Raw genomic sequence first — 17,811 nt, forward strand, 5'->3', positions numbered from 1 at the left:
TCAAGTCGTCTCGGGCGAGCCCGAGTCGAGCCGTGGCCCGCATCCCCGAGGGGGTGCGGGCCACGCTGCTCAGATGCCCCGGGTGCTCCGGGGCGAGGCCTTCCGCCGTCGTGTCAGCACCAGCACCCCCGCACCCCCGACCACTATCACCGCCGCGCCGATCCCGGTCCAGCCGAGCGCTCCGATGCCGGAGTCCGCCGAACCTGACGCCGTTTCCGCCGAGGGGCCCGCCTGGTATCCGGTGGCCCGCGGCGTCGGGTCGAGGGTGCCGACCGGCTTGGCCTTGCCGGCCGCCGTGAAGCCCCAGTCCAGGAGCTGGCGCATCTCGGTGTAGACCTTGTCCCGCTTGTTCTCCTGCGGGTTCATCACGGTCACCAGGATGGTGTGGCCGTCGCGCTGGGCGGCCTCGGCCAGGGTGTTCCCGGCGTTGGTGGTGTAGCCGTTCTTGCCGCCGATGAGGCCGGGGTACTTGGCCACGCCGTCGACGCCGGACAGCAGGCGGTTGGTGTTGGAGATGCCGAACGGCTTGCCCTTGGTGTTGGGGCCGCCGGGGAAGTCGGCCGACGCGGTGCCGCAGTACTCCTTGAAGTCCTTGTTCTTCAGGCCGGCGCGCAGGAACAGCGTCAGGTCGTACGCCGATGACACCTGCCCGGGCGCGTCGTAGCCGTCCGGGCTCAGCACATGGGTGTCCTTGGCGCCGAGGGCGTCGGCCCTCTTCTGCATGTCGGCGACCGTCTTGTCGACGCCGCCGTTCATCGCCGCCAGCACATGCACCGCGTCGTTGCCCGAGCGCAGGAACACTCCGCGCCACAGGTCGGCCGCCTGATAGGTCTGGCCGGGCACGATGCCGACCGCGCTGCTGCCGTCGCCCATGCCCTTGAGGTCTTCGTCGCTCACCTTGCGGCTCGCGTCGTGCGGGACCGCGGGCAGCACGGTGTCGGCGAAGAGCATTTTGAGGGTGCTGGCCGGCGGGAGCGGCCAGTGCGCGTTCCTCGCCCCTAGCACCTGGCCGCTGTCGGCGTCCGCCACCACCCACGAGAGCGCGGACAGATCCGGTGGCAACGCCGGTGCGTCCGCGCCGAGTTGATCGCCCGGCTTGCCCAACTGGGCGCCGCCCGCCTGCGACATGGCCGCCGGCGGCTCCTTCTTGGCCTCGCCGCCGGGCGCTCCCGGCGTCGCCCTGGGCGGTTTCGCGGGACTGCCGCTCGCCACGGCCGGGCCTGCGGCGGTGGCCGCGGCGACCACGGTGGTGGCCAGGGCGACCAGTGCGCGACGGACCTGCGGCGATATGGGGAGACGCATGCACGTGAACGTACCTCAGGAGCCGGCGCGGAGCGGAGTCGTCCCCCCGTGGAATTCGCCACGCCCGGCCGGTGGAACGGCCGGGCGCCCAGGACCGTCCGCCGCCCGTCCGCCGCCCGTGCGGGCGGGTGGCGCCGGACGCGCCGGAGGGCGGCGCCCGTACGAGACGGGGCGCCGCCCTCCGAGCGGTTGACGCGGGTTCAGCGCGACGGCTACTCCTGCTCGGAGCCGCCGAGGTGGTGCACCCGGACCATGTTCGTGGTGCCGGGGACGCCGGGGGGCGAGCCGGCCGTGATGACCATGGTGTCGCCCTTGTTGTAGCGCTTGAGCTTCAGGAGCTCGGCGTCGACCAGGTCGACCATCGCGTCGGTGGAGTCCACGTGCGGCACGACGTGCGTCTCGACGCCCCAGCTCAGCGCCAGCTGGTTGCGGGTGCCCGCGTCCGTGGTGAACGCGAGGATCGGCTGGCAGGTGCGATAGCGCGACAGCCGACGGGCGGTGTCACCCGACTTGGTGAACGCGACCAGCGCCTTGCCGTTGAGGAAGTCCGCGATCTCGCAGGCGGCGCGGGCCACCGAGCCGCCCTGGGTGCGCGGCTTCTTGCCCGGGACCAGCGGCTGGAGGCCCTTGGACAGCAGCTCCTCCTCGGCCGCCTCGACGATCTTCGACATCGTCTTGACCGTCTCGATCGGGTAGGCGCCCACCGAGGACTCGGCGGAGAGCATGACCGCGTCCGCGCCGTCCAGGATCGCGTTGGCGACGTCGGACGCCTCGGCGCGCGTCGGCCGCGAGTTGGTGATCATCGACTCCATCATCTGGGTCGCCACGATCACCGGCTTGGCGTTGCGGCGGCACAGCTCCACGAGGCGCTTCTGCACCATCGGGACCTTCTCCAGGGGGTACTCCACCGCGAGGTCGCCACGGGCCACCATCACGCCGTCGAAGGCGGCGACGACGCCCTCCATGTTGGCGACGGCCTGCGGCTTCTCGACCTTGGCGATGACCGGCACGCGGCGGCCGACCTCGTCCATGACCTTGTGGACGTCCTTGACGTCGTCCGCGTCGCGCACGAAGGAGAGCGCGACCAGGTCGCAGCCCATGTTCAGGGCGAACCGCAGGTCCTCGATGTCCTTCTCGGACAGGGCCGGGACGTTCACCGCGGCGCCGGGCAGGTTGATGCCCTTGTGGTCGGAGATGACACCGCCCTCGATGACGATGGTCTTCACCCGGGGGCCCTCGACCGCGACGACCTTGAGTTCGACGTTGCCGTCGTTGATCAGAATCGGGTCGCCCTTGACGACGTCGCCCGGCAGCCCCTTGTAGGTGGTGCCGCAGATCGACTTGTCGCCCGGGACGTCCTCGGCAGTGATCGTGAACTCATCACCCCGGACCAATTCGACCGGCCCCTCGGCGAATTTCGCCAGCCGGATCTTGGGGCCCTGGAGGTCGGCGAGCACGCCCACCGCGCGGCCCGTCTCCTCGGCGGCCTTGCGGACCCGGTCGTAACGGGCCTGGTGCTCGGCCTGGGAGCCGTGGCTGAAGTTGAAGCGGGCCACGCTCATGCCGGCCTCGATCAGAGCGACAAGCTGATCATGAGAGTCGACGGCGGGGCCCAGTGTGCAGACGATTTTGGAACGGCGCATAAGGCGGATCCTATCGGTTTGTTTCGCTGCGGAATATTCCGTCTGGTGGAATGTACAAATGGGCGGCATGACGCTCAGGTGTCGTCCAGGCAAACCGGAAAACCCCTCAAACGGTCAGGAATTCAGAGCCGCACCAGCTCATACGTCTGCTGGGCGATTTCCAGCTCCTCGTCCGTCGGTACGACCGCCACCGCGACCCGGGCGTACTCCGGCGAGATCAGCCGCGGCCGGTCGGACCGTACGGCGTTGAGCTCGCCGTCCACCGCGAGGCCGAGCTCCTCGAGACCGGCGATCGCCGCCTCGCGGACCGGCGCGGCGTTCTCGCCGACCCCGGCCGTGAACGCGATCGCGTCGACCTTGCCGAGCACCGCGTAATAGGCGCCTATGTACTTCTTCAGACGGTGAATGTAGATGTCGAAGGCGAGCCGCGCGCGCTCGTCGCCCTCCTCGCAGCGGCGGCGGATCTCCCGCATGTCGTTGTCGCCGCACAGCCCCACCAGGCCGCTCCGCTTGTTGAGCAGTACGTCGATCTCGTCCACCGACATGCCCGCCACGCGATGGAGGTGGAAGGTGACCGCCGGGTCGATGTCACCGGACCGGGTCCCCATGACCAGGCCCTCAAGGGGCGTGAGCCCCATCGAGGTGTCCACGCAGCGGCCGGCGCGCACCGCGGAGGCGGAGGCGCCGTTGCCCAGGTGCAGCACGATCACGTTGACGTCCTCGGGCGCCCTGCCGAGCAGCCTGGCCGTCTCGCGCGAGACATAGGCGTGCGAGGTGCCGTGGAAGCCGTAGCGGCGGATGCGGTGGGCGTCCGCCGTCTCGACGTCGATCGCGTAGCGGGCCGCGGACTCCGGCATCGTGGTGTGGAACGCGGTGTCGAACACGGCGACCTGCGGCAGGTCGGGGCGGAGCGCCTGGGCGGTGCGGATGCCGGTGATGTTGGCCGGGTTGTGCAGCGGGGCGACCGGCACCAGGCGCTCGATCTCCGTCATCACCTCGTCGGTGATCACGGTCGGCGCGCTGAACTTCAGGCCGCCGTGCACCACCCGGTGGCCGATGGCCGCCAACTCCGGTGAATCCAGGCCCAGTCCGTCGGCCGCGAGCTCCGCCGCGACGGCCTTGAGTGCCGCCGCGTGGTCGGCGATCGGACCGTTCTGCTCCCGGGCCTCACCACCGGTCGCCAGCGGGGTGTGCTTGAGCCGCGAGGTCTGCTCGCCGATCCGCTCCACCAGGCCCACGGCCAGGCGCGAGGCGTCGCGCATGTCGAGCAGCTGGTACTTCACCGACGAGGACCCGGAGTTGAGCACGAGGACGCGGGTGCCCTGGCTTGCGGTGGTCATGCGGAGGCCTCCTGCCCCTGCGCCTGGGCCTGGATGGCCGTGATGGCGACGGTGTTGACGATGTCCTGGACCAGAGCGCCGCGCGAGAGGTCGTTGACCGGCTTGCGCAGACCCTGGAGCACCGGGCCCACGGCCACGGCGCCGGCCGAGCGCTGCACGGCCTTGTAGGTGTTGTTGCCGGTGTTGAGGTCGGGGAAGATCAGCACGGTCGCCTGACCGGCCACCTCCGAATCCGGCAGCTTGGTCGCGGCCACCGAGGGCTCCACGGCCGCGTCGTACTGGATCGGGCCCTCGATCCGCAGCTCGGGATGGGCCTGGCGCACCAGCTTGGTGGCCTCGCGCACCTTGTCCACGTCCGCACCCGAGCCCGAGGTGCCCGTCGAGTACGACAGCATCGCGATGCGCGGGTCCACGCCGAACTGCTGGGCGGTGGCGGCCGCCTGGACGGCGATGTCCGCGAGCTGTTCGGCGTCCGGGTCCGGGTTGACCGCGCAGTCCCCGTACACCAGGACCTTGTCGGCCAGGCACATGAAGAAGACCGAGGAGACGATCGACGCTCCCCCAGAGCCTGCAAGGGCCTGGGAGGTGCCTCCGGGCCTGGTCTTGATGATCTCGAAGGCCGGCCGGATGGTCGCCGCGGTGGAGTGCACCGAGCCCGAGACCATGCCGTCGGCCAGGCCCTCCTCGACCATCAGCGTGCCGAAGTAGTTGACGTCCGCCACCACGTCGTACGCGAGCTCCACGGTGACGCCCTTGTGGGCGCGCAGCTGGGCGTAGCGCTCGGCGAAGGACTGGCGCAGCTCGGAGGTGGCCGGGTCGATGATCTGGCACTTGGCGACGTCGATGCCGAGGTCGGCGGCCTTCTTGCGGATCGCCTCCACGTCGCCGAGCAGGGTCAGCTCGCACACGTCGCGGCGCAGCAGCACGTCGGCCGCGCGCAGCACCCGCTCCTCGGTCCCCTCTGGCAGCACGACCCGGCGGCGGTGGGCGCGGGCCTGCTCCAACAGGTCGTGCTCGAACATCATCGGGGTGACCCGGCCGCTGCGGGCCACCGAGACCCGGGCCAGCAGGTCGGCGGTGTCGACATGCCGCTCGAACAGGCCGATCGCCGTCTCCGCCTTGCGCGGGGTCGCCGCGTTCAACTTGCCTTCCAGGGCGAACAGTTCGGCCGCCGTCGGGAAGGAGCGCCCGGCCACCGCCACCACCGGGGTGCCCGGCGCGAGCCGGTCGGCCAGCGTCAGGATCTCCGGTCCCGGCCGCTCGTCCAGGGTGAGGAGCACCCCGGCGATCGGCGGGGTGCCGGCGCTGTGCGCGGCGAGCGAGCCCACCACGAGGTCGGCACGGTCGCCCGGGGTCACGACCAGGCAGCCCGGGGTCAGCGCGTTCAGGAAGTTCGGCAGCATCGCGCCGCCGAAGACGAAGTCCAGGGCGTCGCGCGCGAGCCCCGAGTCGTCACCGAGCAGCACCGTGCCGCCGAGTGCGGCGGTGATCTGGGCCACGGTGGGCGCCGAGAGGGCCGGCTCGTCCGGCAGCACATAGCAGGGCACCGGCAGCCGGGCCTTGAGACGTTCCTCGATCTCGTGCCGGTCGGCCGGGGCGACCCGGTTGACGACCATGGCGAGCACATCGCAGCCGAGCCCGTCGTAGGCGCGGTGCGCGTTGCGCGCCTCGGCCCGTACGGACTCGGTGGTCTGGCCTCTGCCGCCGACCACGGGTATCACCGACGCGCCGAACTCGTTGGCGAGCCGCGCGTTGAGCGCCAGCTCGTCGGGGAGCTGGGTGTCGGCGAAGTCGGTACCGAGGACCAGGACGACCTCATAGGCGCGGGCCACCCGGTGGAAGCGCTCGACGAGCCGCGAGACGAGTTCGTCGGTACCCTGCTCCGCCTGGAGCGTGGACGCCTCGTAATAGTCCATCCCGTACACCGTGGCCGGGTCCTGGCTCAGCCGGTAGCGGGCCCTGAGCAGGTCGAACAGGCGGTCCGGCCCGTCGTGCACCAGGGGGCGGAAGACGCCCACCCGGTCCACCTGGCGGGTCAGGAGCTCCATGACTCCCAGCTCGATGACCTGGCGGCCGTCTCCCCGGTCGATCCCGGTCACGTACACGCTGCGCGTCACGCGTGCTCTCCTGTTCTCCGTCGGTTCTACGTCGCAGGAAATTGCCCCCATAAGCCCTATAGGCCCTATAGGGGCGGCCTTGCCCTCTTGACAATACCTCTGTGGATGGATACGACGCCCGCCGGACGCAGGGCCCGGCGGGCATGGCGGGAAGGCGCCTTCCCGCCATGATGTGGGAGTAGCCGGGTGGGCGGCCGGGCCGGGGTGCGTGGGACAATCTGAATTGCTCACGTTATGGGGGATACGGGCGTGACGTCCCAGGACCAGCGAAGCAGGAGATCGAGCACGATGCGCATCGGAGTACTCACCGCAGGCGGCGACTGTCCCGGCCTGAACGCAGTGATCCGGTCGGTCGTGCACCGGGCCGTGGTCGGCCACGGCGACGAAGTCATCGGATTCGAGGACGGGTTCAAGGGCCTGCTGGACGGCCACTTCCGCCCGCTCGACCTCAACGCGGTCAGCGGCATCCTGGCGCGCGGCGGCACCATCCTCGGCTCCGCCCGCCTGGAGCGCGACCGGTTGCGCGAAGCCGCCGAGAACTGCGCGGAGTTGGCGACGCGCTACGGCATCGACGCGCTCATCCCGATCGGCGGTGAGGGCACGCTCACCGCGGCCCGCATGCTGGCCGAGGCCGGGATGCCCGTCGTCGGCGTGCCCAAGACCATCGACAACGACATCTCCGCCACCGACCGCACCTTCGGCTTCGACACCGCCGTGGGCGTGGCCACCGAGGCCATCGACCGCCTCAAGACCACCGCCGAGTCCCACCAGCGCGTGATGGTCGTCGAGGTCATGGGCCGGCACGCGGGCTGGATCGCGCTGGAGTCCGGCATGGCCGGCGGCGCCCACGGCATCTGCCTGCCGGAGCGGCCCTTCGAGGTGGACGACCTGGTCAAGATGGTCGAGGAGCGCTTCGCGCGCGGCAAGAAGTTCGCGGTCATCTGCGTCGCCGAGGGCGCGCACCCCGCCGAGGGCTCGATGCCGTACGAGAAGGGCGCCATCGACCAGTACGGCCACGAGCGCTTCGCCGGCATCGGCAACCGCCTCGCCGTCGAGCTGGAGCGGCGCCTGGGCAAGGAGGCCCGCCCGGTCATCCTCGGCCACGTCCAGCGCGGCGGCGTGCCCACCGCGTACGACCGCGTGCTCGCGACCCGGTTCGGCTGGCACGCGGTGGAGGCCGTGCACAACGGCGCCTTCGGCAACATGACGGCGCTGCGGGGCACGGACATCGTGATGGCCCCGCTGGCCCACGCGGTGACCACGCTCAAGACGGTGCCGGACAATCGGATGTACGAGGCCGAGTCGGTCTTCTAGGCCGTCGCGGGTCGCGGGTCGAGGTCGCCGGTCGCCCGGGCCCGGCCGGGCTGCTCCCCGCACCCTTCTGAGGGCGCTCAGCCGTGCGCAAGCTCCCAGAAGCGGTCCACGATGCGGTCGAGGAAGTCCCGCCCCGCGTCACCCGTGTCGGCCTGCGCGCTCCAGTTGAGCGTGGCGACCATGTGCGACTGGTACTCGCTGTGCAACTGGTCGAGCACCGTCTCCAGCTGCCGCTTGGACAGCGGGAGCAGCTTCGCCGTCGGCTTGACGTAGGCCTGCCAGCGCGTGGTGACCGCGCCGCGCAGCAGCTCGGCGAGGTCCGCGTTCTGGCCGGTCGCCGTCACATAGTCGCGCAGCGGCAGCCGCAGCAGGTCGGCGAGCGCCGCCGACTGCCGCTCGTTGCCGCGCCAGCGTCCCGCGTCCTCCATGCGCCGGTAGGCCCCGGCGTCGAGACCCACCCGGCGGGCCATGTCCTCCAGGGTGAGACCGCGCGCGAGCCGGTGTTCGCGCAGGGTCGACGCTGCCGCCATGAGATCGCCGGGGGAGCACCACAGGACCCCCGCGAGCGCCGTCAGCTCCCGCGCCTCGGGCGCCGCGAGCCCCCGCTCCCACGCCACCACGGTGTCCGGGGAGACCTGGAGGCCGTACTGGGCGCGCATGCCGTACGCGACGTGGCCGGGAGCCATGCCGAGCGCTTCTCGCAGTCGGCGGGCCGCAAGCGAGTTGAAGGGAGGGGTGGGGTGCACGCGCACACCGTAGGACGGTAAGTGACATCTGCCTACGGTGTGTTCCACCAAAGAACGTGAATTGGAGGAAAGTACGGTTTTGGTGGCGTCCGGGTTACCTAAGGGTTGGGTAAGCGCTCGCTCGCCCACGCTAACCCTTCACCGCTCCGGCCGGCGCGAAACCTCCGCCGAGCCGCCGTGCGATCAGCACGTAGAGGAGCAGGACCGGCGTCGAGTACAGAATCGAGAACGCCGCGAGTTGGCCGTACGCCACCGAGCCGTAATTCCCGAAGAACGTGAAGATCGTGACCGAGGCCGGCAGCTGGTCGGGGGAGAGCAGCAGCATGAAGGGGACGAAGAAGTTTCCCCACAGCATGATGAAGGTGTAGACCGTCACGACGCCCACGCCGGGACCCATCAGCGGCAGCACCACCCGCACCAGGGTCTGGAGCATCGAGGCGCCGTCGGTCCAGGCGGCCTCCTCAAGGGCGCGGGGCACGGAGTCCATGAAGTTCTTCATCAGCCAGATGGCGAAAGGGAGTTGGGCGGTGGCGAGGAACAGGGCCGTGCCGTACACCGTGTCGATGAGGTCGACGCGCACGAAGAGCGCGTACACCGGGACCATCACCGCCGTGATCGGCAGACATGTCGTGAACAGGATGGTCAGCAGGTAGGGGCGGGTCACGCGTGAGCGTTGGCGCGAGAGCGGGTACGCCGCGAGCGCCGCGCACACCACCGTCAGGAGCGTCGAACTCCCGCACAGCACCAGGCTGTTGAGCATGGGCGTCCAGGTGATGTCGGGGGTCAGGACGGCCGAGAAGTTGTCGGCGCTCACCGAGCGGGGGACCCGCACCCGCAGATCGGCCCCGGGATCCAGGGACGCCAGCAGCAGCCACAGGAGCGGCACCGCGAACGCGGCCGCCACCGCGAGCAGCGCCATGTCCGCGGCGAGCCGCCGCCGCACCCGGCGCGCCCGGCCCGCCCTCACACCTCCACCTTGAGCAGTCGCAGATACACCGCCGAGAACAGCGCGCCGACCAGAAGCAGCAGCAGCGCGACCGCCGTGCCGTACCCGATCAGGCTCTTCAAGAACGCCTGGTCGTACATGAAGACCGGAAGCGTCTGGCTGCGGTCGCCCGGGCCGCCCCGGGTCATCGCCCAGATCAGCCCGAAGACGGACAGCGTCTGGAGGGTGTTGAGCATCAGGGTGGTGGCGATGGAGCGGCGGATCATGGGCAGCGTGATGTGCCAGAACCGGCGCGCGCCGCCCGCCCCGTCGACCTCCGCGGCCTCCTCGACGTCCCTGGGGACCCCGGCGAGCGCGGCTGAGTAGATCAGCATCGAGAACGCGGTGCCGCGCCACACGTTGGCGAACGACACCGCGAGGACGGGCAGCGTGAACAGCCAGTTCTGGGTGGGCAGATGGAGCCAGGCCAGGATCGCGTTCAGGGTGCCGTCGCGGCGGAAGAAGGCGTACAGGAGGAAGGCCGCCACGATCTCCGGCAGCACCCACGCCGTGATGACCAGCGCCCCCGTCACGGTCCGCACCGGGCGCGATGCGCGGCGCATGAGGGCGGCCAGCGCGAGTCCGAGCGTGTTCTGCCCGGCCGGCGCGGACAGCACCGTGAAGACGATGGTGAGCCACACCGCGTTGCGAAAGGCCGGGTCGGCCAGGGCGCGCCGGAAGTTGGCGAAGCCGACGAAGTCGACCGCCGACGAGCCGGTCAGGCGCATGTCCGTGAACGCGATGAAGGCGCAGTAGCCGATCGGCCCGGCGAGGAAGAGCAGCAGGAGCAGGGTGGCGGGGGCGATCGGGAGCCAGCGCGCCGCGCCGGCCGCGCGCCGCCCGCCGCGCCCCGCCCGCGTGGCCGGGGTGCTCACGGCGTGACCGACCCGAGCTGGTCGTCGTACGTCTTGGCCGCCGAGGCGGCGGACCGGCCGGTCGTCACGGCCTCCATCGCCTCGCCGATGGCCGAGGACACCTGCGGGTACGCCGCGAGGGCGGGCCGGTAGTGGGTGAAGGGGACCAGGGCGGTGAAGAAGGCGATGCCCGGCATGGAGCGCAGATACGCCGGGTCGGCGGCCACGTCCCGGCGCACCGCGATCTGGGCGTCCACCACGTCCCACTTCACCGCGTTGTCCTTGGTCTGGAGCGTCTTGACGAAGTCGAAGGCGAGGGCGGGGTTGGCCGCCTTCGCGGGGATCGCCCACGTCCAGCCGCCCGACAGCGAGACCTTGCCCGGCGCCTGACCGTACTGGGTCGGCATCGCGGCCTGCCCGAGCGTCGCCGACCAGGCGGGCCACTCCTTGGGCCCCTCGGCGATCCAGTTCTGGCCGAGCCATGACCCGTCGAGGGCGATCGCCAGCTTGCCGTTCGGCATCCAGTCGGTGGCCAGGCGCGTACCCACATTGGGGTCGAGGGCGTCGGAGGGATCGGGCCCCAGTTTCTCCTCGTACACGGTCCTGACGAAGTCCAGAGCGTCCTTGAACCCCCGCGATCCCGTCACCCACTTCTTGGCGGCCGGGTCGTACAGCGGATTCGGCCCGGTGCCGTACAGCAGCATCTCCAGGCCCTGCATGGCGGCCGCCTCACCGGCCGCCTTGCCCGTGTAGACATTGAGCGGGATGACGCCGGGCACCTTGGCCCGCACGGCGCGGGCCGCGTCCAGGATCTCCGCCCAGCTCCTGGGCTGCCAGTCGGCGGGCAGCCCTGCCTTCGCGAAGATCTGTCTGTTGAACCACAGGCCCCGGGTGTCGGTGCCGTCCGGCACGCCGTACGTCCGGCCGTCCTCGGCCTTCGCCGCCGCCTTCGCGGTCTCGGCGAACTGGCCCCACTGGTCCCACTGGGACAGATAGTCGTCCAGTGGGCGCAGATAGCCCGCGCCGATGTCGGCGCTGACGCGGAACGTGTCCTCGTACACCAGGTCGGGAGCGGTCTTGGGGGAGCGCATCATCTGCTGGACCTTGGCCGCGTAGTCGTTCTCGGCGGCCTGGATCGGCACCAGCTCGGCCTTCTTGCCGGGGTGGGCCCGCTCGAACTGCTTCTTGACGTCCGCAAGGAACGCGTCCTTGAAGCGGATCTTGTTGTCGGTGGAGCGGTTGTAGGCGATCGTGACGGTGTCGGCGTCGTGGGCGGGGCCGCCGCCGCATGCGGTGAGCGCGCCGGTGGTGAGAAGGGCCGCGAGGAGCAGGCGGAGCGGGCGTCCGTGTCCCGTCGAGCGGGGCCGGGGCGGCGGGGCGGTGAGGGCTGCGGGGGCGGTGGGGCGCACGGGCACGACCTCCTCGGGCCGGGCGTGCGGCCGACGTGGCGGCCGCACATGGCTGCCCGGTGAACGTAAGGGCGCCCCGCGCCGGGGTCAACCCCGCCCCGCGTCCCCTCCCGTCCGCCTCAACTGCCCTGGCCGCGCGATGAGTTGATCCACCGGTACTGGAGTTCCGGGCGCCCGATCTGCCCGTACTGCGGGGTGCGCTCGGCCCGGCCCGAGGTGACCAGGTGCTCCAGATAGCGGCGCGCGGTGATCCGCGAGATGCCGACCGCCACGCCCGCCTCCGTCGCCGTCACCCCCTGGGGCGCCGCACGCAGCGTGCGCGTGACGGCCTGGAGCGTGGGCGCGCTGAGCCCCTTGGGCAGCGCCGAGGGCTGCGGGGCGCGCAGCGCGGCGAGCGCCCGGTCCACCTCCTCCTGCCCGCTCGCCTCCCCGGCCGTGGCCCGGAACTCGGCGTACCGCACGAGCCGGTCGCGCAGCGTGGGGAAGGTGAACGGCTTCAGTACGTACTGCACGACCCCGAGCGAGACGCCCTCGCGCACCATCGTCAGGTCCCGGGCAGAGGTGACCGCGACGACGTCCGCGCCGTGCCCGGCCGCGCGCAGCGACCGCACGAGCTGGAGCCCGTGTCCGTCGGGCAGATACAGGTCGAGCAGGAGCAGATCCACCTCGGTGCGTTCCAGGGCCCGCAGCGCTTCGGCCCGCGAGTGGGCGAGGGCCACGGCCGTGAAACCGGGCACCCGGCCGACATAGAGCCGGTGCGCCTCGGCGGCGACGGGATCGTCCTCGACGACCAGCACCCTGATCATGCGGGCACCTCCTGTTCCAGCCGTTTCAGAGGCAGTCGTACGGTGAACTCGGCGCCGCCGTAAGGGCTCTGCTCCACGGCGATGGTGCCCCCGTGCCGCGCGGCGGTGAGCCGGACCAGCGCGAGGCCGATGCCGCGCCCCGGGCTCTTGGTCGACCAGCCCCGCTCGAACACGGCCTCGGCGGCCCCTGCGTCGATGCCGGGTCCGCTGTCCGCGACCCGCACCAGGAGGTGGCCGTCCTCGGTGGCCAGCGTGACGGCGACCTCGGCGGCCGCGCTGCCCTGCGCCGCCTCCACCGCGTTGTCCAGGAGGTTGCCGAGGACGGTGACCAGATCGCGGGCGGGCAGGGTCGCCGGCAGCAGGCCGTCACCGATCGCGCTGCCCTTGGTCAGGACCAGCTCCACGCCGTGCTCGTTGGCCTGCGCCGCCTTGCCGAGCAGCAGCGCGGCGAGCACCGGCTCGCCGACCGCCGTGACCACCTGGTCGGTGAGCGCCTGGGCAAGCTCCAGCTCGGCTGTCGCGAACTCCACGGCCTCCTCGACCCGGCCCAGCTCGATGAGCGAGACCACGGTGTGCAGCCGGTTCGCGGCTTCGTGCGCCTGCGCCCGCAGGGCCTGGGTGAAGCCGCGCTCGGAGTCCAACTCGCCGGACAGCGCCTGGAGTTCGGTGTGATCGCGCAGCGTCACCACGGTGCCTCGGCGGCCGCCGGACGAGACCGGGCGGCTGTTGAGGACCACGATCCGGTCGGCCGTCATGTGCACCTCGTCCACCCTGGGCTCCGCGGCGAGCAGCGCGCCGGTGAGCGGGGCGGGCAGGCCGAGGCCGGTCACGGTGCGGCCCACGGCGTCCTCGCCGAGTCCGAGCAGCGCCCGTCCGCCGTCGTTGATCAGCGCGATCCGGCGCTGTCCGTCGAGCATGAGCAGGCCCTCGCGCACGGCGTGCAGGGTGGCCTGGTGGTAGTCGTGCATGCGGCTCAGCTCGGCGGCGTTCATGCCGTGGGTGTGCCGGCGCAGCCGCGCGTTGATCACGTAGGTGCCGAGTCCGCCGAGCGCGAGCGCGCCGCCCGCCATCGCGGCGAGTGCGGCCAGCTGCTTGTGCACCTGCTCGGTGATCCGGTCGATGGTGATGCCCGCGCTGACCAGCGCCGTGATCCGGCCATGATCATGAGGGTCGCGCACCGGCGCCACGACCCGTACGGAGGGGCCGAGCACCCCCATGTGCGTCTCCGTGAACGTCCGCCCGCGCAGCGCGGGGCCGATGTCGCCGAGGTAGGTCCTGCCGATCTCACCCGGCACGGGATGCGTCCAGCGGGTGCCGTCCGGCGCCATGACCACGACGAAGTCGACGCCGGTGGTGGTGCGCAGGGTCTCCGCGTACGGCTGGAGGGCGGCCGTGGGGTCCTCGGTGCGGGCCGCGGCGATCACGGCCGGCGACGCGGCGACGGAGGTCGCGGTCGCAATCGCCTGGCGCCGCGCGGTCTCCTCGGCCTGGCGCCGGTCGGCGACGTAGGAGAAGAGCGCGCAGCCCGCCACGATCGCGGCGACCAGGACCACCTGCATGGCGAAGAGCTGGCCGGCGAGGGAGCGGGGTCTTGGCAGACGCATCCGGCAAGTGTGCTGGCTGGATCCGTATGAACGAAATGCACGTAACGGTGACCGGCGTCACAGCGTGCTGGATAGTCGCGGGGATCGCTGAATCGGCCATCGGGACCTGGCCGCGAGGCGCAGCCGCCGCTATCTAGGAGGACCCCGTGGCAGAGCCAGCCGCCACCGCCCGCCGGGAACGCCCGCAAAACCGAAAGGACCAGGCGGGGAGCCGCACCCACTACCTCTACCTGGCCGTCATCGGCGCCGTGGTGCTCGGCATCGTCGTGGGCTTCGCGGCGCCGGGGGTCGCCGTCCAGCTGAAGCCGATCGGCACCGGGTTCGTGAACCTGATCAAGATGATGATCTCGCCCGTCATCTTCTGCACGATCGTCCTCGGCGTCGGCTCGGTGCGCAAAGCCGCCAAGGTCGGGGCCGTGGGCGGGCTCGCGCTCGGCTACTTCCTCCTCATGTCCACGGTGGCGCTCGCCATCGGCCTCCTGGTCGGCAACGTCCTTGAGCCCGGCAGCGGTCTGCACCTGACCGAGGCCGCCCGGCACGCGGGTGCCAAGCAGGCCGCGGGCGCGAGCGAGTCCACGGCGGACTTCCTGCTCGGGATCATCCCCAAGACCATGGTCTCCGCCTTCACCGAGGGCCAGGTCCTGCAAACCCTCCTCATCGCCCTGCTCGCCGGCTTCGCCCTCCAGGCGCTCGGGTCGGCGGGAGCGCCGGTGCTGCGCGGCGTCGAACACATCCAGCGACTCGTGTTCCGCATGCTGGCGATGGTGATGTGGGCGGCGCCGGTCGGCGCGTTCGGCGCGATCGCGGGGGTGGTCGGCGAGACCGGCGTGGACGCCCTGAAGGCGCTGGCCGTCATCATGATCGGCTTCTACATCACCTGCGCGCTGTTCGTGTTCGTGGTGCTCGGCGCGATCCTGCGTCTGGTGACCGGCGTGAACATCTTCAGCCTCCTGAAGTACCTGGCCAGGGAGTTCCTGCTGATCCTGTCCACGTCCTCGTCGGAGTCGGCGCTGCCGCGGCTGATCGCGAAGATGGAGCACCTGGGGGTGAGCCGTTCGGTGGCCGGCATCACGGTGCCGACGGGGTACTCGTTCAACCTGGACGGCACCGCGATCTACCTGACGATGTCCTCACTGTTCATCGCCAACGCGCTCGGCAAGCCGCTGAGCGCGGGCGAGCAGATCTCGCTGCTCCTCTTCATGATCATCGCGTCGAAGGGCGCGGCCGGGGTGACGGGTGCGGGCCTGGCCACGCTGGCGGGTGGCCTCCAGTCGCACCGGCCCGAACTGGTCGACGGCGTCGGCCTGATCGTCGGCATCGACCGCTTCATGAGCGAGGCGCGCGCGCTGACCAACTTCGCGGGCAACGCGGTGGCCTGTGTGCTGGTCGGGACCTGGACGAAGGAGATCGACAAGGCCCGGGTGGCGGAGGTCCTGGCGGGCCGGCTCCCGTTCGACGAACGGATGATGGCGGTCGGGGAGCCGGAGGTGCCCGAGCCGCGCGAGGAGGCGAAGACGCCCGCGCCGGCGACTACTTGAGGATGTTGACCGCGCGGGCGACGACCAGCACGACGGTCAGGAGCGACACGGCGGACTGGAGCATCATCAGCATCTTCGCCCACCGGTTCAGCGGCATCACGTCCGTCGGGCTGAACGCGGTGGCGTTGGTGAACGACAGGTACAGATAGTCGGGGAAGGCCGGCTCCCAGTGGGGCGGGGCCAGTTCGGGGCTCTGCATCTGCGGGAAGAGGAAGTCGGGGTAGACGCGGTCCGCCCGCATCCGCGCCAGCGGGCCGCCCCGGTCCCACTCCCAGTACCAGAGCGCGAAGACGATCACGTTGGTGAGCCAGATGCCGCCGCCCGTCACGAGGAGGGCGGCGGCATCGGCGCCTTCCTGGCCCCGTACGAGCCCGACGACCAGCCGCACGGCCGACCACCCGTTGGCGGCGCTGATGCACGCGATCAGAACGAGCCCGGCCGGCCGGTAGAACCGCGCGGCCCGCTCGATGCGGACGGGGTTGGCCGCGATCAGGGCGGCCATGAGCGCGACTTCGAGCCCGGGCAGCAGCCACCCCGGACGCAGGGTCAGCCGCGCGGGCAGCGTCCACTGCAACGCGACCGCGACGAGCACGGCAACAGTCGATGCCCACCGCGACTCCCCCCGGGTCACCCGCAACCAGGCAGGCACGGGCCGGCCGGCCCCGGGATCGGACTCGGGCTGCGGTACATCCGGTACGTGCGTCACGCCCCCCATGCTCCCGCGCCCACCCCCCGACCGGCGACCCGGCTCACCCGCCGGAACCGGCCGGGTACGTGTACCACCCACTGTGCGCGGCGCGCAGGGTGCGGAGCACGTGACGGGGGCATCCGGTTCGGCGGCTGCCGCGGTTCATCCGATCCTGACCTCGTAGCGAAGGCGCTGAAGCGCGGCGGGCATGGTCATCATGTCGACCTGGATGGCCCGGTCGTCCGCGTCCATGGTGGTGCGCACGATCCGCAGGACCGGTGCGCCGGGGGCGAGCCCCAGTACGTCCTGGGCTTCGTCGTCGGGGAGCGCCGCGAGGACGTCCTCGCGCACCCTGACACCCGTGTGGCCGAGTTCGGCCAGCAGCCGTACCGCGCCGCCGCGAATCTTCGCGGTGCCGGCGAGGGGCGTACCGCGGGCAATGCTCAACGGGTAGTAGCTGTCGGTCAGTTCGCAAGGCTGCTCATCGAGGTACATCACCCTGCGCCGGATGACGACCGGCATCCCCTCGGGCCCTTCGAAGGCCACCGAGACCTCGGCCGGGGCGGCCACCTCCCCGGCGTACACGATGCGCTGTCGCCCGGTGCCGCCCCGGGCGGCACCCTCGGCTTTCCAGGCGTCGGCCGCGGAGCCACCGCCGTGCACAGCCAGATACGGCAACGAACTGCTGACCCACTCGCCGACGCTCATCGAGTCCTCCCGCGGATGTCCTGCTGACGGCTGCGCCGTCCACGGTAGGGGACGCACGGCCCCGGTACGCACGGCCGGAGGCACGCATGGCCGGACGCACCCCGGCCCGACTCCGCCCGGGCCTGGTCACGTGCCCAGGGCCTTCACCGCCTGGTAGTACGTCCACGCCGTCGCGTCGCACGACGCCTTCTTCGCGCTGCCGTACGCGCCGCACACGCGCTTCAGGTCCTCGTACAGGGCGCGCTGTCCAGGCGGGGCTTGTTGGCGGGGAACTGGGCGGCCGCCTTGTAGTTGCGGTAGCCGAAGTCGTGGCGGGCGCAGGAGGACTTGAAGGGGAAGCCGAAGGGGTTGTCGGGGGATTTCGAGCAGTAGTCGGTCGACCAGTCGAAGCCGTAGGCCGACCAGCGGGACTGGTCGGCGCGGGCGGCCTGGAACGCGTTCGAGCTGGCCGCGTCGGTCTGGGTGAAGGAGGCGAGCACCTGCGCCTTGTCGGCCGGGGCGGCCTGGGCCGGGGCGGTGGCCAGTGCGGCGAGCGTGAGCGCCGTTACGGCAGTCATGCTGAGGGCGGTACGACGGCGCATCCTGAACCTCCGTGGAGTGTCCGGCAATTGATGTGCCGTCACTCTGGCTCCACGGGCCATGCGCGCGCCATAGGTTCAGTTGAAATGCGGATGTCGGGCAGGCGAAGGTCGCGGTCGCCACCCGGGTGCCTGCCCGTTGGGGGCCGTCCTGGTCGTGGCCACGCCGGTCGTGACCC

Annotated in this window: 14 protein-coding genes and 1 pseudogene; 2 read left to right on the forward strand and 13 right to left on the reverse strand. The window is 71.3% G+C overall.

Features of this window, described 5'->3' with window-relative positions; all coding sequences use genetic code 11:
* Positions 1–69: 69 nt before the first annotated feature.
* From ABR738_RS28035 to pta, 4 genes are all read right to left on the reverse strand, one after another.
* Positions 70–1,302 (reverse strand): D-alanyl-D-alanine carboxypeptidase family protein, encoded by a 1,233-nt coding sequence (locus ABR738_RS28035; protein WP_350232727.1) that lies wholly within the window; start codon positions 1,300–1,302, stop codon positions 70–72.
* Between the two features lie 212 nt (positions 1,303–1,514).
* Entirely contained in the window at positions 1,515–2,945 is a 1,431-nt protein-coding gene (gene pyk / locus ABR738_RS28040; protein WP_350232728.1) for a pyruvate kinase, read from the reverse strand.
* Between the two features lie 122 nt (positions 2,946–3,067).
* Positions 3,068–4,285 carry an acetate kinase gene (locus ABR738_RS28045; protein WP_350232729.1) on the reverse strand — a complete coding sequence of 406 codons (1,218 nt, stop codon included), beginning with the start codon at positions 4,283–4,285 and terminating at the stop codon, positions 3,068–3,070.
* Positions 4,282–6,402 (reverse strand): phosphate acetyltransferase, encoded by a 2,121-nt coding sequence (gene pta, locus ABR738_RS28050; RefSeq protein WP_350232730.1) that lies wholly within the window; start codon positions 6,400–6,402, stop codon positions 4,282–4,284. The genes ABR738_RS28045 and pta overlap by 4 nt, the downstream gene beginning before the upstream one ends.
* Before the next feature lie 288 nt (positions 6,403–6,690).
* Here pta and ABR738_RS28055 point away from each other — a divergent pair, with 288 nt between their 5' ends.
* Complete coding sequence (locus tag ABR738_RS28055; RefSeq protein WP_350232731.1) at positions 6,691–7,716, forward strand: ATP-dependent 6-phosphofructokinase; 1,026 nt, start codon at positions 6,691–6,693, stop codon at positions 7,714–7,716.
* Between the two features lie 77 nt (positions 7,717–7,793).
* On the opposite strand, the gene ABR738_RS28060 is transcribed toward ABR738_RS28055, so the two are convergent.
* The 6 genes from ABR738_RS28060 to ABR738_RS28085 all read right to left on the reverse strand — a co-directional run bounded on the left by ABR738_RS28060 (position 7,794) and on the right by ABR738_RS28085 (position 14,120).
* A complete protein-coding gene (locus ABR738_RS28060; protein ID WP_502964156.1) occupies positions 7,794–8,462 on the reverse strand; it encodes a helix-turn-helix domain-containing protein in 669 nt (222 codons plus the stop codon).
* 130 nt (positions 8,463–8,592) lie between these two features.
* Positions 8,593–9,381 (reverse strand): carbohydrate ABC transporter permease, encoded by a 789-nt coding sequence (locus tag ABR738_RS28065; RefSeq protein ID WP_350234775.1) that lies wholly within the window; start codon positions 9,379–9,381, stop codon positions 8,593–8,595.
* A gap of 44 nt (positions 9,382–9,425) precedes the next feature.
* A complete protein-coding gene (locus ABR738_RS28070; protein ID WP_350232733.1) occupies positions 9,426–10,322 on the reverse strand; it encodes a carbohydrate ABC transporter permease in 897 nt (298 codons plus the stop codon).
* Positions 10,319–11,710, reverse strand: coding sequence for an extracellular solute-binding protein (locus tag ABR738_RS28075; protein WP_502964157.1), 1,392 nt, complete (start codon positions 11,708–11,710; stop codon positions 10,319–10,321). The genes ABR738_RS28070 and ABR738_RS28075 overlap by 4 nt, the downstream gene beginning before the upstream one ends.
* A 119-nt stretch (positions 11,711–11,829) precedes the next feature.
* A complete protein-coding gene (locus ABR738_RS28080; protein WP_350232734.1) occupies positions 11,830–12,516 on the reverse strand; it encodes a response regulator in 687 nt (228 codons plus the stop codon).
* Complete coding sequence (locus ABR738_RS28085; protein WP_350232735.1) at positions 12,513–14,120, reverse strand: sensor histidine kinase; 1,608 nt, start codon at positions 14,118–14,120, stop codon at positions 12,513–12,515. Before ABR738_RS28085 ends, ABR738_RS28080 begins: the two co-directional genes overlap by 4 nt.
* A 230-nt stretch (positions 14,121–14,350) precedes the next feature.
* On the opposite strand from ABR738_RS28085, the gene ABR738_RS28090 reads away from it, so the two are divergent.
* Positions 14,351–15,658 (forward strand): cation:dicarboxylate symporter family transporter, encoded by a 1,308-nt coding sequence (locus ABR738_RS28090; RefSeq protein ID WP_350234777.1) that lies wholly within the window; start codon positions 14,351–14,353, stop codon positions 15,656–15,658.
* Here ABR738_RS28090 and ABR738_RS28095 read toward each other — a convergent pair.
* The 3 genes and pseudogenes from ABR738_RS28095 to ABR738_RS28105 all read right to left on the reverse strand — a co-directional run bounded on the left by ABR738_RS28095 (position 15,651) and on the right by ABR738_RS28105 (position 17,635).
* The gene (locus ABR738_RS28095) at positions 15,651–16,250 is read right to left on the reverse strand and encodes a hypothetical protein (protein WP_350232736.1); all 600 of its coding nucleotides are present in this window, start codon (positions 16,248–16,250) and stop codon (positions 15,651–15,653) included. The genes ABR738_RS28090 and ABR738_RS28095 overlap by 8 nt on opposite strands.
* Before the next feature lie 258 nt (positions 16,251–16,508).
* Positions 16,509–17,054, reverse strand: a complete 546-nt coding sequence (locus ABR738_RS28100) for a GntR family transcriptional regulator (protein ID WP_350232737.1) — start codon at positions 17,052–17,054, stop codon at positions 16,509–16,511.
* Between the two features lie 126 nt (positions 17,055–17,180).
* A pseudogene (locus ABR738_RS28105) lies at positions 17,181–17,635 on the reverse strand (phospholipase).
* Positions 17,636–17,811: the final 176 nt, after the last annotated feature.

It is taken from the genome of Streptomyces sp. Edi4 (assembly GCF_040253615.1).
Taxonomy (GTDB): Bacteria; Actinomycetota; Actinomycetes; order Streptomycetales; family Streptomycetaceae; genus Streptomyces.

Bases quoted from the DNA above. Each gene is read 5' to 3' on its own strand.
- ABR738_RS28035 (WP_350232727.1), bottom strand. From the start codon at position 1,302: ATGCGTCTCCCCATATCGCCGCAGGTCCGTCGCGCACTGGTCGCCCTG.
- pyk (WP_350232728.1), bottom strand. From the start codon at position 2,945: ATGCGCCGTTCCAAAATCGTCTGCACACTGGGCCCCGCCGTCGACTCT.
- ABR738_RS28045 (WP_350232729.1), bottom strand. From the start codon at position 4,285: ATGACCACCGCAAGCCAGGGCACCCGCGTCCTCGTGCTCAACTCCGGG.
- ABR738_RS28055 (WP_350232731.1), top strand. From the start codon at position 6,691: ATGCGCATCGGAGTACTCACCGCAGGCGGCGACTGTCCCGGCCTGAAC.
- ABR738_RS28065 (WP_350234775.1), bottom strand. From the start codon at position 9,381: ATGGCGCTGCTCGCGGTGGCGGCCGCGTTCGCGGTGCCGCTCCTGTGG.
- ABR738_RS28080 (WP_350232734.1), bottom strand. From the start codon at position 12,516: ATGATCAGGGTGCTGGTCGTCGAGGACGATCCCGTCGCCGCCGAGGCG.
- ABR738_RS28085 (WP_350232735.1), bottom strand. From the start codon at position 14,120: ATGCGTCTGCCAAGACCCCGCTCCCTCGCCGGCCAGCTCTTCGCCATG.
- ABR738_RS28100 (WP_350232737.1), bottom strand. From the start codon at position 17,054: ATGAGCGTCGGCGAGTGGGTCAGCAGTTCGTTGCCGTATCTGGCTGTG.